The organism is Cellvibrio sp. PSBB006 (assembly GCF_002162135.1).
Lineage (GTDB): Bacteria > Pseudomonadota > Gammaproteobacteria > Pseudomonadales > Cellvibrionaceae > Cellvibrio.
The window spans coordinates 2,126,737-2,141,340 of sequence record NZ_CP021382.1; the positions used below are offsets into that span (position 1 = coordinate 2,126,737).

General features: G+C 51.5%; 12 protein-coding genes. 4 read left to right on the top strand and 8 right to left on the bottom strand.

Annotated elements, in window-relative coordinates; genetic code table 11:
• Window positions 1-79: 79 nt before the first annotated feature.
• Together CBR65_RS08770 and CBR65_RS08775 are read left to right on the top strand one after the other, a co-directional pair.
• Window positions 80-1,564, top strand: coding sequence for a carboxypeptidase M32 (locus CBR65_RS08770; RefSeq protein WP_087466509.1), 1,485 nt, complete (start codon window positions 80-82; stop codon window positions 1,562-1,564).
• 32 nt (window positions 1,565-1,596) lie between these two features.
• Entirely contained in the window at window positions 1,597-3,084 is a 1,488-nt protein-coding gene (locus CBR65_RS08775; RefSeq protein ID WP_087466510.1) for a serine/threonine-protein kinase, read from the top strand.
• Between the two features lie 365 nt (window positions 3,085-3,449).
• Here CBR65_RS08775 and CBR65_RS22050 read toward each other — a convergent pair whose 3' ends face one another.
• The 4 genes from CBR65_RS22050 to CBR65_RS08795 form a co-directional block, all read right to left on the bottom strand.
• Window positions 3,450-3,611, bottom strand: a complete 162-nt coding sequence (locus CBR65_RS22050; protein WP_157672016.1) for a hypothetical protein — start codon at window positions 3,609-3,611, stop codon at window positions 3,450-3,452.
• Between the two features lie 262 nt (window positions 3,612-3,873).
• Window positions 3,874-4,140 (bottom strand): hypothetical protein, encoded by a 267-nt coding sequence (locus tag CBR65_RS08785; protein WP_157672017.1) that lies wholly within the window; start codon window positions 4,138-4,140, stop codon window positions 3,874-3,876.
• A gap of 135 nt (window positions 4,141-4,275) precedes the next feature.
• Window positions 4,276-4,623 (bottom strand): hypothetical protein, encoded by a 348-nt coding sequence (locus CBR65_RS08790; RefSeq protein ID WP_087466513.1) that lies wholly within the window; start codon window positions 4,621-4,623, stop codon window positions 4,276-4,278.
• 71 nt (window positions 4,624-4,694) lie between these two features.
• Window positions 4,695-6,326 (bottom strand): caspase family protein, encoded by a 1,632-nt coding sequence (locus tag CBR65_RS08795; protein ID WP_232461403.1) that lies wholly within the window; start codon window positions 6,324-6,326, stop codon window positions 4,695-4,697.
• A 301-nt stretch (window positions 6,327-6,627) separates the two neighbouring features.
• Here CBR65_RS08795 and CBR65_RS08800 point away from each other — a divergent pair, with 301 nt between their 5' ends.
• Complete coding sequence (locus CBR65_RS08800; RefSeq protein ID WP_157672018.1) at window positions 6,628-7,401, top strand: alpha/beta fold hydrolase; 774 nt, start codon at window positions 6,628-6,630, stop codon at window positions 7,399-7,401.
• A gap of 28 nt (window positions 7,402-7,429) precedes the next feature.
• On the opposite strand, the gene CBR65_RS08805 is transcribed toward CBR65_RS08800, so the two are convergent.
• Genes CBR65_RS08805 through CBR65_RS08820 form a run of 4 tightly spaced genes read right to left on the bottom strand, consistent with a single transcriptional unit; the run spans window position 7,430 to window position 13,934 of the window.
• Window positions 7,430-7,873 (bottom strand): OsmC family protein, encoded by a 444-nt coding sequence (locus CBR65_RS08805; RefSeq protein WP_087466515.1) that lies wholly within the window; start codon window positions 7,871-7,873, stop codon window positions 7,430-7,432.
• A gap of 3 nt (window positions 7,874-7,876) precedes the next feature.
• A complete protein-coding gene (locus CBR65_RS08810; RefSeq protein WP_087466516.1) occupies window positions 7,877-9,406 on the bottom strand; it encodes a C13 family peptidase in 1,530 nt (509 codons plus the stop codon).
• Between the two features lie 9 nt (window positions 9,407-9,415).
• A complete protein-coding gene (locus CBR65_RS08815; protein WP_087466517.1) occupies window positions 9,416-11,152 on the bottom strand; it encodes a DUF3592 domain-containing protein in 1,737 nt (578 codons plus the stop codon).
• Between the two features lie 19 nt (window positions 11,153-11,171).
• Window positions 11,172-13,934 (bottom strand): carbohydrate binding domain-containing protein, encoded by a 2,763-nt coding sequence (locus tag CBR65_RS08820; RefSeq protein ID WP_157672019.1) that lies wholly within the window; start codon window positions 13,932-13,934, stop codon window positions 11,172-11,174.
• Window positions 13,935-14,260: 326 nt separating this feature from the next.
• Here CBR65_RS08820 and rpsT point away from each other — a divergent pair, with 326 nt between their 5' ends.
• Window positions 14,261-14,533 carry a 30S ribosomal protein S20 gene (rpsT, locus tag CBR65_RS08825; protein WP_087466519.1) on the top strand — a complete coding sequence of 91 codons (273 nt, stop codon included), beginning with the start codon at window positions 14,261-14,263 and terminating at the stop codon, window positions 14,531-14,533.
• Window positions 14,534-14,604: the final 71 nt, after the last annotated feature.

Genomic DNA, 14,604 nt, shown 5'->3' on the forward strand with positions numbered 1-14,604 from the left:
AGGCCCACTGGGGTAGAAATAGCTTCACGACAACATCAGCCATGGTAACAACATCAATTATCGTCAGTAAGGCTAATCCATGCTCCATTACGACAAGCTACAACAACACTTTCTCAAAATTTCCCGGCTCGGCCACTTGGGCGCTATTTGCGGCTGGGACCAAGCCGCCATGATGCCAGCCGGTGGAAATAGCGCACGGGGTGAAGCCATGGCTGAGCTGGCGCTGCTGATCCACGAGCAAACCACGGCGCCCCACTTACAGGACTGGTTTGCCGCCGCCGAGCAGGAATCCCTGGATGCCGGACAACAAACCAGCCTGAAGGCGATGCAACGCCGCTGGCAACACGCAACGCTGCTGCCCGGTGATCTGGTGCAGGCTATCTCACTGGCCGCTTCCACCTGCGAACACGCGTGGCGCAGCCAGCGTCCGGCCAACGATTGGCAAGGCTTTAAGGCAAATCTGGTAAAGGTGGTTGCCCTGGCACGGGAAGAAGCCGGTATTCGCGCTGACCATGCCGGGCTCAGCCGCTATGACGCCCTGCTGGATATCTACGAACCGGGAATTACCACTGCACATCTGGATACATTATTTGGCGATGTCAAAACCTGGCTGCCCGATATGATTCAACAGGTAGAAGAAAAACAAGCGAACGCATCCTGGCAGGCGCCGCAGGGACCGTTTCCTATCGGGCAACAAAAAATGCTCGGGCAGGAAGCGATGAAGCTGCTCGGTTTTGATTTTAATCACGGCCGCCTTGACGTAAGCACTCACCCTTTTTGCGGCGGCGTCCCCACCGATGTGCGGATTACCACCCGCTACGACGAAGACGACTTTATGACCGCGCTGCTCGGTGTCATCCACGAAACCGGCCACGCCCGTTATGAACAAAATCTGCCATTAGCCTGGGCCGGCTTACCGATCGGCGAAGCGCGGTCTATGGGCGTCCATGAGTCGCAAAGTTTATTCTTCGAAATGCAATTGGCCCGCAGCCGCGAATTCACCCAATTGCTCGCCCCCATGGCCGCGCGCATCCTGCAACACGAGCAAGACCCGGCCTTCAGCGTTGATAATATCTATGCGTTCAATACGCGTCTGAAACGCGGTTATATTCGCGTGAATGCCGATGAAGTGACCTACCCGGCCCATGTGATCCTGCGTTATGAAATCGAACGCGCCCTGATCGAAGGTGACATTGACGTGGATGATATCCCGGCGTTGTGGGATGAAAAGATGCAAACCTACCTCGGCTTATCCACCCGGGATAATTATCGCGATGGTTGCATGCAGGATATTCACTGGACCGGCGGCGCCTTCGGTTATTTCCCTTCCTACACCTTGGGTGCGATTTATGCCGCGCAGGAATTTGCGGCGGCGGATCGCGCGATTACTGATTTGCGCGGAAAGATTACCCGTGGCGAATTGACTGAATTGTTTACCTGGCTGCGCGACAACATCTGGCAAAAAGCCAGCATCCTGAGCACCGGGGACTTGATTGTATCGGCCACAGGCGAACCGCTGAACGCCACCTATTTTCGTACACATTTGCAACGGCGTTATTGCTGATTAACCCATAAATAAAACAACGAGAACACAGAATGGACGACGATAAAACCCGGTTAAAGCCCAGCGCGACCGACAAAACCATTATGCAGCCCAAAGCAGCAGACAAAACCATCATAAAACCGCGGGTAGCGGAAGAGACGCAGGTAAAACCGCGCGCTGCTGACGAAACCTTGCTGAATCCCCATAGCATTGCACCGGATCAATCCGATAAAACCGTCTTGCAAAAACCAAAGCGCCCGGTAGCTGACCCCACGCGCGCGCAGGTAAAACCGGAACCCGTTTCTGCACCAACAACCAGTCACATTGTCAGCGAAGGCGACACCATTAAAGAGCGCTTTGTACTGGACAAACTCCTGGGGTCCGGCGGTATGGGTGCCGTGTTTCGCGCATTGGACCTGCGCAAACAGGAAGCCAATGATGATCGGCCTTATATCGCCATCAAAGTCCTGGGCGAAAATTTCAAGAATCACCCGCAGGCGTTAATTACCTTGCAACGGGAAGCCAAAAAAACCCAGGACCTGGCCCACCCGAATATCGTCACCGTTTATGACTTTGACCGGGACGGCGACCTGGTTTATCTCACCATGGAGGAGCTGAAAGGCAGCTCGTTGGAAGATATGCTGGAGCAGGATAAATACCTGCCAAGCCTCGACGTCAAACAAAAACTCAAGATCATTCGCGAAATTGCCCAAGGGCTCTCCTATGCGCACAGTAAAGGCATCGTGCACTCAGATTTAAAACCCGGCAATGTTTTTATCACCGAAAGCGGCACGGTAAAACTGCTGGACTTCGGTATCGCCCGCGCCGCCAACGAACAACTTTATCAGGACAGTTTCGATGCGGGAGAACTGGGCGCAATCACCTACTCCTACGCCAGTCCCGAGATGGTACGCAACGAACGGCCACACTTCTGCGATGATATTTATGCACTGGGGATCATCGCGTGTGAACTGCTCGGCGGCGAACATCCATTCAATCGTAAAAATGCGCAAAACGCCCTTGAGCAACGCCTCAGCCCGAAGCTACCCAAACTTAAAAATCCTTTACTGAGTAAACTCCTGGCAAAATCCATCGCCTTTCAACGCCATGAACGTATCGCCGACGCCGACACCTTTCTCAAAAAATTAAATTTTGCCACCCGTGCACCCAAAAGCATCGCCACCGCCCTAGGCATAATTTGCCTGGCAGCCGTGGGCAATTATTTTTACATCCAGAGCATAGAAGTCGAAGCTATTCCCTTCAGCGACCTGTCCGCGGAGATGCAGGAAGATTTTCACGCGTTTATCAAAGAGGGAAAAACGGCTTTGTCGTTTGGAGATTTACAGGGCGCGGTATTTAACATCGACCGCGCCTACCAAATCCACGCCACCAACGATGATGTGAAAAACATGACCCAGGAAGTGTTGACCATCATGGAACGAAATATTCGTGCCGCAGAAACGGATGAAGCAAGAAATTTTTATGAAAGTCAGTTAGCGGAGTTACAGCAATATCCGGCGTTTGCGGAGCTTGATCAATAATTAAATCGTAGATTATTTTTGCTGAGGTGCTTCGTAGTCCGTTTGACATTAGGGCTTATGTTTCGAAAACGCATGACAATCTGGCAGGAGCCAATTTCCACAGCGAAGCTGCCCGCAGGGTGAGCCACAGGGATGTGGAGAATGAATCATCCCTGTGGTTCCCTCAGATTGAATCGCCCCTCGACAACTGCTCCTGCGTTGCGCGATCTCTGGAATGCCGGACTACTGCATCCATGCTGTCGTGGCTTGAGGGTTTCGAAGCATATGTCTAACGTTGCGTTTACCTGCTGATTGTAAGTAGTGCGTTGCAGCAAACTTCGCGTGCAATACCACACAAGCGTTACTTACAATTCGCCAGGTGCAATTCATTCATCCTTATTGTCAGGTTTCACAAGATTTTCAGGATTACCTAGGGAGAATGTTTTTTCTAACTCTTTTTTTATTTCTTTGGGTTTTTCTTTAAATAATTTTTCGGCGTCTTTTCTTGCCTTTTCTCTAATGGCTTTTAACTTCGCTTGATCATTCATAGCTTTTTCACCAAGTAGTGTGGATTGCCTTGCTTTGCGGGCATGAGTTTGAACCCTATGTCTCTGGATGTATAAAAAGTAATTAACTTTTTATTCATTGGCTCAATTATGCGAATGTATTCTGCACCAATTAAGCGGCCATATGTTTGATACGCTAACTGGGAAACAGAAAAAAGCTCACCTGTGTAAATTGTGTGCTTTGGCAAGCTTTCAATGAAGTCCATTCTAATACTTGTCCCTTTATAGGTCGGCCTTCCGAGCGTTAAGGATAGAGGGTATTTCCATTCCAGACTGACAGGTCAAAAGCTTTGGGATGCCTTACGCAATACCTTGAGGCAAACGTCCAATCCCAATTTACTTTTCGCTCAGGTAGCTCCTGCCAAGTACGGAACGCGGTTAATGCTTTATGATCAATTTTTTCAAGCGTCAAGCGCTTCAATGATGAAGGTAGATTTTCCTTGGCGATAGCTCTAGCTTCAATTCGGTAGTGCTCGTATTTGTTAATTGCACTAAGATGTGATGCCTTCATAAAATCTCCTTTCTTTAGTTTTGCCTTATTAACGCTAAGCTCAGTGGTAGTTTGCATGTGACGCATTAATCATCAAATGAGCGCAGTGAATGGTTAAAGAGCTATATACAAACCGTTTGGTTGCTTTGTTATACACTACCTATGCTGAAGCCAGTTCCAGCCTTTACTGAAGCCGTTACCATCAAAATCCCCTTCCACTTCGAGAACCAAAACACTATCTCCGCGAATCAATGGAGATGTCGAAGATGACTGAGTACGTCCCTCAAGTTCTGCTCTAATTACTCCAGCAGGCAAAGATGTTTTTAGGAAGTAACCAAAACAATCTCCGCTATCGGAAGTAAAAACAAGTTGGCAGTCTTGCCTTGAGAGTTTTTCAATAGCAGCTTTTACTGGGGCTGCGGACTCCATTATTCTTTGACGAATCGGCATTTCTCCGCCAAATTTAATTAGTACAAAGTATTTTTTTGCTATGGAACTTTCCATATAGCTTTCCGCTCGTTAATTTTCCGGGAGTTACTACCACCACCTAACGCCAAACTCAAATGGTGCGAATATCAACTAGCCTTACGCACAAAGAAGAAATCACCCACTTCATGCCCAGCCCCTTTGATCGCCTTAAACTCCGGCATTTGATCAAAGCCTACCGATTTTGCACGACTGGCCACATTGTCTTTGATCTTCAGATACAGCTCAGGGCCGCTGATGATGGTACCGGCGCCTTCAAGCGTGTCGAGAAACGCGCGGGCAAAAACCGAGTGCCCCTGGCCGATATTATCCAGCACCGGCTGGTCGCCACCGGAGGCGAGTAACAAACGGGATTTTTTGGGCAGTTTGTAACGGATGTAATCCTGCGTGTATTGCGCTTTCTCATCCATAAACAAATAACCGGGCGCGGAGGACAGCAGACCGGAGTAACAGGAGTCGGCAACTACCATCACACGTTTCGCTTTGATACGTGCCAGGTGACGGGTCACAAATTCATTGGAAACCCAGAAAGTATCGTCCGGCGGCGGTGTGGCGTTGACCGGTAGCCAATAACCGGTTTCCAGTTCACCGGCTCCAATACGCGTGCCGTGGCCGGCGTAAAAGATCAGCAAATTATCATCTTCTGTTACCAGCTCATTTAATTCGTTGATTGCTTTCATCACTGTGGTGTTGTCGGCATCCAGCAGCATAGTGACGCTAAAGCCGTAGTTTTCTTCGAGGATTTGTTTGGCTCGTTGCGCGTCCGAATAAGGCGTCAGCAAGTCTTCAATATTGTCGTAATTTTGGTTGGCGATGATCAGCGCATAATATTTACCGAATTCCATATCATCCACTTTGATCGCCTGCGCATCGCTGGTGGTTGACACACGGGTTGTCAAACCTTCTTGCGGTTGTCTCATGCGGGGAATCAGGTCGATTTCATTTTTTGCGACCATGCGCTCTGCTTCGAGATTTTTCACCCACACCTTGAGCTGATTCAATTCCTGTTGTAATTCGGCTGTTTCGGCAGAGCTGCCGATTTTTTTCTGTAAGCCGGAAATTTGATTGTTGAGCAATTTAATCTGCGTATCTTTTTCTGACAGGGTCTTCTGCAACTGCGCACGCAATTCATCCTGCGCTTCCTGAGCGGCGGATTGATACATCACGCTGTCTTCTTCCAGACCCCAGGCTTTGCGATACCAGTTCAGGGCTTGCAGTTTATCTTTTTCAACACCCAGCCCTTGTTCATACAAAGTGCCTAAATTGAATTGGGCGCGGGGGTTGCCTTGCTCGGCTGCTTTGCGATACCAGATAGCCGCCGCTTCGTAGTTGGGTGAACCACCCAGGCCACGCTCAAAAATTTCGCCCACGTTGGCCTGGGCGTCTGCATCCCCGGCCTCTGCTGTCGGCATCCACACCGCGAGAGCGGTTTTATAATCGGCGCGGTCGTATGCCACATATTCACCACCGCGAATGCGACAATCAGCAGCAGTTGTCAATACCGGGCGACGCGGCGTCATGTATTTGGTCGAGCCCAGGCTTCGCACCTGGCCCGGCAACAGACAATCCACGACATTCAGATCATCAATATCCGGCGTACCGCTGGCCGGCATTTGTTGCTTGACATCCTGACTGCCGCAGGCTGAAAGTAATAGCGCAGCGAACAAGAGCGATATTGCAACAACAGGTTTTTTGAAACGTGAAGCGTGATGTTTGCACATAAACCAAACCATCCATTTTGAGTCATCGCAACAGCGAAAAAAGCGCAGGAAATGTGCGCCGGGGTTGAATAATTTTTACAAAATTCTGGTGGGTTGTCGTGTTAATTTTTCCGACAACAAAATCATTATTAAACTTTCTAATAACCGTCTTACTCGATCTATTGCAATGAGTAATTGAAAAGAAAAAACAATGAAAAATCCACGCGTAAAAATACTGTTTTCAGAGATGCCGCCGCATCGAGGCCTTATTAGCATGAGGCTCAGACAATACGCCACTATGTATATTTTGGGTGTGATGATAATGGCATTATGGGGCTGTCAGGGAAATACTCGTGCTGATTTTGAGCGCTTATCCCAGGCGATGCAAGCAACCCCGATTACCACGCCTTATCACCAGCATCTGGTATTGCAGCAATCGTCGCCAAAATCATCAGACAAAATCCACATCTATATCGAGGGCGACGGGCGGCCCTGGATCAAACGCTATCTGATTGCCAAAGATCCAACACCGCGTGCACCATTGATGCTGAGCCTGATGCGACAGGACACGCAACCAGCCATCTTTCTCGGACGCCCTTGTTATTTCAACGATCCGTTCTACGGTTTGGCCGACACAGGTTGCGAATCAGATTTATGGACCAGCGCACGCTACTCCGAAACCGTTGTCGCCAGCATGGTGGATGCCTTGCGCCAATTATTGGCGGAACGCCATTACGAACAATTGACATTAATTGGCTATAGCGGTGGCGGGACTATCGCCACCTTGATGGCACAACGGATGCCGGAAGTGACCCAACTGGTCACCATCGCAGCCAATCTCGATGTAGATGCCTGGACGCGCCACCATCATTACAGCCCCTTGACCAAGTCCTTAAACCCGGCAGAGTTCACGATCACTCAACCCAAGCTGCAGTATCATTTTTTTGGCAGCAAAGATCAGGTGGTGCCGCCGTCACTTGCGCAGGATTGGCTGAAGACGCAAGGCCAATCACCCCGGATTGTTGAAGGCTTTGATCACCGCTGCTGCTGGCAACAAAAGTGGCCGGAGTTATTGGAGATAATCAATTCATTCTGAACAGCACCATAATGTAATGCCGTCAGCGTTAATCCAGCCGGGTTTGAATATCGATGGTTCCGGTCAGTGTTTTATGCACCGGACATTTGTTGGCAATATCCAGCAACCGTTGTCGCTGGTCTTCAGTTAAATCGCCGGTCACATCAATCACACGTTCAAAAACATCCACACTGGTGCCATCCCGATTCTCGCGATGATGGGTTAAGGTCACACGAATATTTTCCAGTGGCCATTCTTTGCGATTGGCATACATGCGCACCGTCATTGAGGTACAGGAACCCAGCGCGGCCATCAACATTTCATAAGGATTGGGGCCGTAATCATCACCGCCGATTTGTTTGGCTTCATCTGCAAACCATTGATGCTGCTCGGTGTAGATCGCGCGGGTGTAGCGATGATTATGTTCTGCCACAATGACCTGGCCTTTTTCGGGCGAAAACTCATTGCTGGTTAATTCTCCGGTATTCAACATGGATTAATCGCCTCGTTCTGATAGTGAAGGTTGCGCATGCGTTGGTGTCGCCGTCTGTTCGATAGTCTGCCACCAGCGTGGCAAGTAATTTTTAATCTCTTCACCCATCACCATCTGTGGCAGGGAATGAGTAACCTCTTCGTCGAGTTCTTTTTCCCATTGAGTAATCAGGGTTTCACTTTTGGCGAACGCGGCTTCAAAAGAGTCGGCTTCCGGTAGAGCTTCTTTGAAGTATGCGCGTCCGAAATAAGTCATCTCGGAGGTATCGGTACACCCGAAGGATTTGCGATCCTTGCTCGACGCGGTCATCACCAGCGTCGTGGGACTTTCCAATAAAGGAATAAAGCCACCGGAATAACATGCCGATACGACGACTACTTTCCACTTGATCGGCAAGGCGTTAATAATTTCGCCCAAACGTTCGGCGGTTAGGTCCGGCAGGCTTACTCCTTGTTGCACAATACTGAATTCATGTTTGGCTGAACCGTGGCTGGTCAGATAAAGAAATAAAATATCCTTGTCCGGATTCATCTTGTTGGCCACAGCCTGCAACGCCTGCTCAATACTGTGAGGCGTCGCCATGGGTATATTCGTCAGCGTGTCATTGTGGTTGATAAGCACCAGCGAACGGCCCGCTGTACCATACGTCTGATCAAACTGCGCATGAATAAAATCCAGCTCCTTGCGAAACACATCCTGCCGACTGAAGCCAGCCACGCCGACAAAATACAAATTGATAGCCTCTGCATCACTGGGCAGTAATTTTTTACCGGCAGCTGCTAGTAAGTCAGCTTGTTGGAAGAGTGCTTTTTCGATGATAAACGGCAGGGCATCCTGATCAGATTCCTTGCCCGCAGACTCAAACTCACCCCAGCGCCACCGTCCCGCCAATAATTTTTCCGGCTCATCGGCAGTTTCAGTGTAGCGATATAAGCCATAACCGTGAAAGATACCTTGGCTAAACTGGCCTTTGTATTCGCCGTCTTTTTCTGTCAGGGTGCCGACGCCATCGAACATCCAATACTTGAATTCGCCCTGGTAGTGATCGCCTTCCTTGCCGAAGAATTCGCCCTCGCCGTGTAAATCACCCTGTTCAAAAGTCCCCAGGTAACGGTCGCCTTCCGCACTCGTAAATTCACCCTTACCGTGAAAAACCCCGCGCTGGAATTCGCCCGTGTAACGCGAACCGTCCGCCCCTGTATATTCACCGGGGCCAGTAAGCTCGCCGGCGATAAACTCACCGCGATATTCGTCGCCGTTGGCTTCGCGCAATAGACCCTGGCCCTGATAAACACCGCGCGCAAATTCACCGCTGTAGCGCGCCCCACTGGACCAGATGAGCTCGCCCTGGCCATGCAGCAAACCCGCGTTCAGCTCGCCGTTATAGATCGCGCCATCAGGCATAAGCAATTGCTGAACCTGTGTCTGGTCGGTGGCGATAATCTGAAGCCGGGGGTTGAGATATAGCAGCACTATCGCTGCCATCAGAACAATAACGACACCCGTTAAATAATGTTTTGCCGATAACTGCACACCAACCTCTTACATGGATTTCATTTCATCGGTAACCGCTGCATAACCACTTAACATGCTGACTGCTTCCAGCGCCTGAACGGCTGTTGCGCGGCCTTTGAGGCTTTCGCCTACGGTAATTTTTTTCCCGTCTGCTGTCAGTGCCTTGAGAGAAAACACTTCGGTGTATTCACTGCCGGATTGTGCGCTGTAGCTTTTGTGTAATTGCAGGTGCTTTATTTGTGCGCGCGGATAATGCTGCTTATGAATAATCACCCCCATCAGGCGGCGCTGGGTCCACAAGCCCTGTTGGTCAAGCCGGATACGCAGGCTGTTTAACAAGCCGTATAGACAAAACACGCAGGCTAAAAAGCCGATGCCCGCAAATATTATCGCCATAAAACGCGGCGCATCGGCATACCACATACCGATACCCGCACCGCCGAAGATCAAACCAAACACCATCCATCCCAATTTCATACCCGCATTGCGCCACATGGGATAGTACAACTCCACGCCCCCATTGACTTGCCGTAAATCAAGCACGGACTCGATAAGCGCATCGCGGTGTTCCAGTGCCTGGGGATGGGCGGTTGAATCCTGTCGTTGGTAGCGGGATTGCTCCGCCGTGGGGAAAACCGGCAGTTCGAACTGGCGATGTAAATCTACGCCGGGCAAGTCGGCTTTTACGACCAGGCGCCATAAATAGTAGCTGTCCGCTGGTACCTCACTGGATGGCAACCCTTCCGGTACATCAAAACAGAAATTCAATCGGGTACCCTTGGCTGAGGATTCGGCATAGGCATAGCCTTGAGCCTGCCATTTAATAGATTCCTTGCGCGAACGGTCCTTGCCGCTGCCGGACATGTAGCTGTGAATACAACTCAGGGAAAGTGGGAATGCGTGGGTTCTGTCGTAAGGCAATGACAACTCCAGCGTGCCGCCTAGCTGGCCGCCGATGGCACCGGGATAAGGATCGAGGTCAAGGTAAAGCTGGCCAAAGCGACGCCACTCCAGGGTGGCGGAAACCGCCCACCAAAGCAGCCCAAGCCCCACCAAGGGGAACAGGGCGGCAATCAGAATCATGTAGTTGCCTTTGGCTACTTCCGCAGGAATCACGAACCAGAGAAATGACGAGATGGCATTCCACAAGACAGCAAAAATCCAGGCGAACCACAAACCGCCACGCGCGCTACAAGCAATGCGCGCCTGCGCCCACTCACGCCGGGCCAGCCAGGGTTTGGTGGCGCTCTCCGGATGATCCATAACACTCGATTTGGACAGCAACGTCCAACACAGCAACCCTATACCGACGATCCCGAAAACCACGACGAAGATCATCTTGAAGCCAAACAACTCCCAGCGCATCTCGCGATTCAGTACGGCATCGGCAGGGTCGTCGGGGTTGACCCAGGCCGTTACCGGCCGTTGCGCACGCTGGGCACGGATTAATTCACGGCTGAGGTTTTGCTGGAAATCACCGATATTATCGGCTCCGCCCATGATCGCTACGCGTTCACCTTCATAAGCGTTACCGTTAAATTCATAGCGATAGCGCGCCTGGGCTTCGTAGGTGGTGGAGTCGTCACCACGGTGTTCATCCAGTGAAGCGTGGAGTAAATACGCGTCCGTTTGTGGCCAGGATTTCATCGATTGCCATTCGCTCAACGAAGGCAAGATACTCAGGAAAAGAAATCCCAGGCTGACGCCGGCAAACGGCAACGCGAATAACACCATAATCCAATTGGATTTGAGATTTTTGACCACAGGGCATCCTTAAGTTTTATCACTCATCAAGCGGATCAACCGCCACTTCATACCACAAGCTGGCTGCCGATTGCTGCAACACCATACGCGCATTACCGGCGTTGTCCTCAACCGGTAGTTCGCTGCGGCGTTGCCCGGTTTCATCCAATATCCAGGCACGCGTAGCGGTGGTCGCAAAAGGCAAGTCGATGACCGCCGGAATCACTTCAATAAGTGTGGGCGATGTGCCCCAATGTGTCGCCAGAGAGTTTCGGCTGTCGTCGGTCCATTGCATATTGGTGTTTTCCACGAGACCCGTCGTGACCACCAACAGAGCCGCACCGACTTCCGGCTGGTCAAAGCTCCCGTCTTGTAAGGCCAGTGACACCGTAGCCCAATCCTGCAGGGTGTGGCCGACACGGATGCCAACATTGCCCAGCGTAAAGTCGCGGCCATTGATAAATCCCACCACTGCTTTGGTACGCGCGGTGTCGATAGTCACCACACCCTTGTTTGCTGCACTCATGTCCCAACGCAGCTCCTCAGTGTCGGACACATACACCGGACCACTCGTGGCGAGGGGCGGAACGGCGGTGCCCGCAGGTGTTGGGGAAACATCCAATGCAAATCGGTGCATCAAAGGCACATCATTGGGAACACCCAGATGGGCACCGCTGGCAATATTCCAGGCACCGCCCTTGGTGGCAAGAATATCCAGCTCAGTCTGCGGATCAAAGTTCATCACCAGGGCGTTGTGAGCCGCAGCCACATCGCCGCGCCGGAAGATGCTGGCGGCTACCAGCAGATTGGCCATCTTGGTGGGGTGGGCGTTCATACTGAAGAAATCACTGAAATACCCCGCGTCCCAGTTACCACCAGGGCCGGCATCGTAAGCGAAAAACATAATGCCGTCCCAGTCCTGTAAGGCCCCATAGGCTGCCGCCAGTAACGGCCCCTCGCTGCTGTAGGTGTTGGGTGAAGCATGCTGGTACTCAGAAATAGTAAAAGGGATACCGTGGATACGCTGCTTGGCCAAACCGCTCAGGGTGTTATTAAGCGCGTTGACCATGGATTCATTAATAACCGTCCAATGGCTTGCATCCCATTCGGCACCGGGGAAGATCGGGTGCTGCCAATAGGCATGAGCATCGGCGAAATCAAACTGTTTCTGTGCGCTGGGCGGACTGTTCATGATCGCCGTTCCCGCCGTCAATCCCTGATAGTTGAGGGTATGTTTGACATAGTTATTCATGTCACTCCAATAGCTCGTCTCCAGGTCCCGCAAAAACGCAGCCCAATCCCGCTCGCGCCCGGCGGTGTAGCCCTGCGCGCGATAATTACTTTTTACGGTCCCCTCTTCGATGCTTTCATCATCGGCCAGCAGGCCGAGTGCTCCACCGGGTTTGAAGCTGACATTGGCCAGTTGCACCTGTGCCACCTGATTACCGAAGCCATTGAAATTAATCCGCGCGTTGGTGTCGTCGGCGCTGGCAACAAAGGTGGTTTCAAAGTATTGCCAACTTTCATTCAGTGCATAGCTGCGGCTTAACACACTCCCCCAGGGATCATAATTTTGCTGCACACCGATATTGAGCGTTATGACGTCGGGCGATCTGGCCCAAAAGCCCAAGGTGTAAATCTGACCTGCCTCCAGGGTCAATTGCCCCTGATTTAATTGCACATTCCACGCGGCCGCACCTGCGCTGGTTACCTGAATGGCGATGCCGGCCCGACCATCAAACGTACCGCTTTGGATCGCTGCTTCGGCACCGCTGTGCTCTTCCAGACTCCAGGCGGTGATACCACCGGCGAAGTCAGGATTTGCCAGCGCTTCTTCACCCAAGGGTTCATCGATTGCACCCCAGGCAGATTCGGCTGCTGCTGTGGTTGCGTACTTTGTCTGCAGCCAGGTATTCCAACGGGCATCCAATGCAGCACGAAATACGCTCGGCCAGGTGTCGACTGAGCCATCGAAATACTGCTGAAAGAAACCGTTCTCGTTGTTGATCTCCACAAAGGCGATGGCCGGATCTTCGGCGTAGGTCAATTCGGTATAGGGGTTGCGATGGCTCAGTAATAATTGTGCGTATTCCTTTTCCAACTGGCGGAAGGTGTCGTCCACAAAGCCAAGCACATGGGATTGCTTCCAGGTTAACTCGCCCAAGGCTGCCGGCAGGCCATCTGCCGGTTTGAATTCCCGGGAGTTCAGCAGATTGAGGTTGGTATAGATACCCTGGGCCTTGAGCTGGGCGATGAAATAATCCAGCTTGTCCAGGTTAGTTGTATTGAACGTACGGCTGGTGCCCGCCGCATAATTGATCAGGCTCTCTGCGCCGAAGTTGTTATCCATATGATGGAAGCGCACCAGATTGACACCGAACCTGGCCAGACGCCGGGCGATCTTTTCAGCATCCGCATGGGAAGGAAATGCCGAGCCGGCGGTAATATTCACACCGATAAACCGTACACGCTCCCCGTTCACCACAAAGTGCCCTGCTGCGCTGACGCCCAGGGAACCGAATTTGCCCGCCGGCTTGTGGTTCATGGCAGCGAGGTTAGTAATGCCAGCGCTGTCGTCATCAAAGGGAAGTACGAAAGGCACCAGCGAAGCTTCCATACTGCTGGACGCACTGCTGGTCTGGGAGGATGAGCTGGCGCTACTGCCCTCAAGAATGGGACCACCCAGGTCGGGGCCGGAACTTGATCCGCTGCAGGCGGACAACAGCCATAACAATACCCATCCCAGCGCTTTTGTACTCAGGGATGTTTGCGTTTTGATCATCGAGATTAATTGTGTACGCATTGCAGGCACCACCATCCGGGTTATTGTTATCGTCAACAGGCAGGAAATATGCGCTGTCAGGGGTGTTTTCAGAGCTGTGAAGCCTTGCTTTCTGGCCGTTCCGTCAAGACTCATTCAGCCAGTATAGAAACAGCACAAAGCCCTCACCACGCCAGAAAGTGTAAAGTTGTCCAATGAGGCGCCAGCCCCCATAACCTCCTCGCAAACGATTGAAAGAACAACCCCACATCTGCCTGATCAAGTGTTGACAAGCCGTTCTAAAACGGCATAATGTCGCGTCCTTGATTCCAGACCCGATTTAGATCAGATTTTATAGGAGCACCACGGTGGCCAATACAGCCCAAGCGAAAAAACGCGCGCGTCAAAACGAAAAAGCTCGCAAGCATAACGCCAGCCTGCGCTCTATGGGGCGTACCTACCTGAAGAAAGTGGTGAACGCCATTGCCTCAGGCAATCTGGAAGCAGCCAAGGCAGCTTATGAAGCAGCTATTCCGGTCATTGACCGCATCGCTGACAAAGGCCTTATTCACAAGAATAAAGCCGCTCGTCACAAGAGCCGTTTGAACAGCAAGATCAAAGCGATGTCTGCCGCTGCTTAATAGCAGAACCAGCGATGATCCAGTCAAAAGGCTAACGACGCTAGCGCGACATTAGCAAAACAAAAAAACCG

Excerpts from the sequence above, each read along its gene's own strand:
- CBR65_RS08805 (WP_087466515.1), bottom strand. The coding sequence starts at position 7,873 with ATGTTGAATACCGGAGAATTAACCAGCAATGAGTTTTCGCCCGAAAAA.
- CBR65_RS08770 (WP_087466509.1), top strand. The coding sequence starts at position 80 with ATGCTCCATTACGACAAGCTACAACAACACTTTCTCAAAATTTCCCGG.
- CBR65_RS08820 (WP_157672019.1), bottom strand. The coding sequence starts at position 13,934 with ATGCGTACACAATTAATCTCGATGATCAAAACGCAAACATCCCTGAGT.
- CBR65_RS08800 (WP_157672018.1), top strand. The coding sequence starts at position 6,628 with ATGGCATTATGGGGCTGTCAGGGAAATACTCGTGCTGATTTTGAGCGC.
- CBR65_RS08790 (WP_087466513.1), bottom strand. The coding sequence starts at position 4,623 with ATGGAAAGTTCCATAGCAAAAAAATACTTTGTACTAATTAAATTTGGC.
- CBR65_RS22050 (WP_157672016.1), bottom strand. The coding sequence starts at position 3,611 with ATGAATGATCAAGCGAAGTTAAAAGCCATTAGAGAAAAGGCAAGAAAA.
- CBR65_RS08795 (WP_232461403.1), bottom strand. The coding sequence starts at position 6,326 with ATGTGCAAACATCACGCTTCACGTTTCAAAAAACCTGTTGTTGCAATA.
- CBR65_RS08785 (WP_157672017.1), bottom strand. The coding sequence starts at position 4,140 with ATGAAGGCATCACATCTTAGTGCAATTAACAAATACGAGCACTACCGA.
- CBR65_RS08775 (WP_087466510.1), top strand. The coding sequence starts at position 1,597 with ATGGACGACGATAAAACCCGGTTAAAGCCCAGCGCGACCGACAAAACC.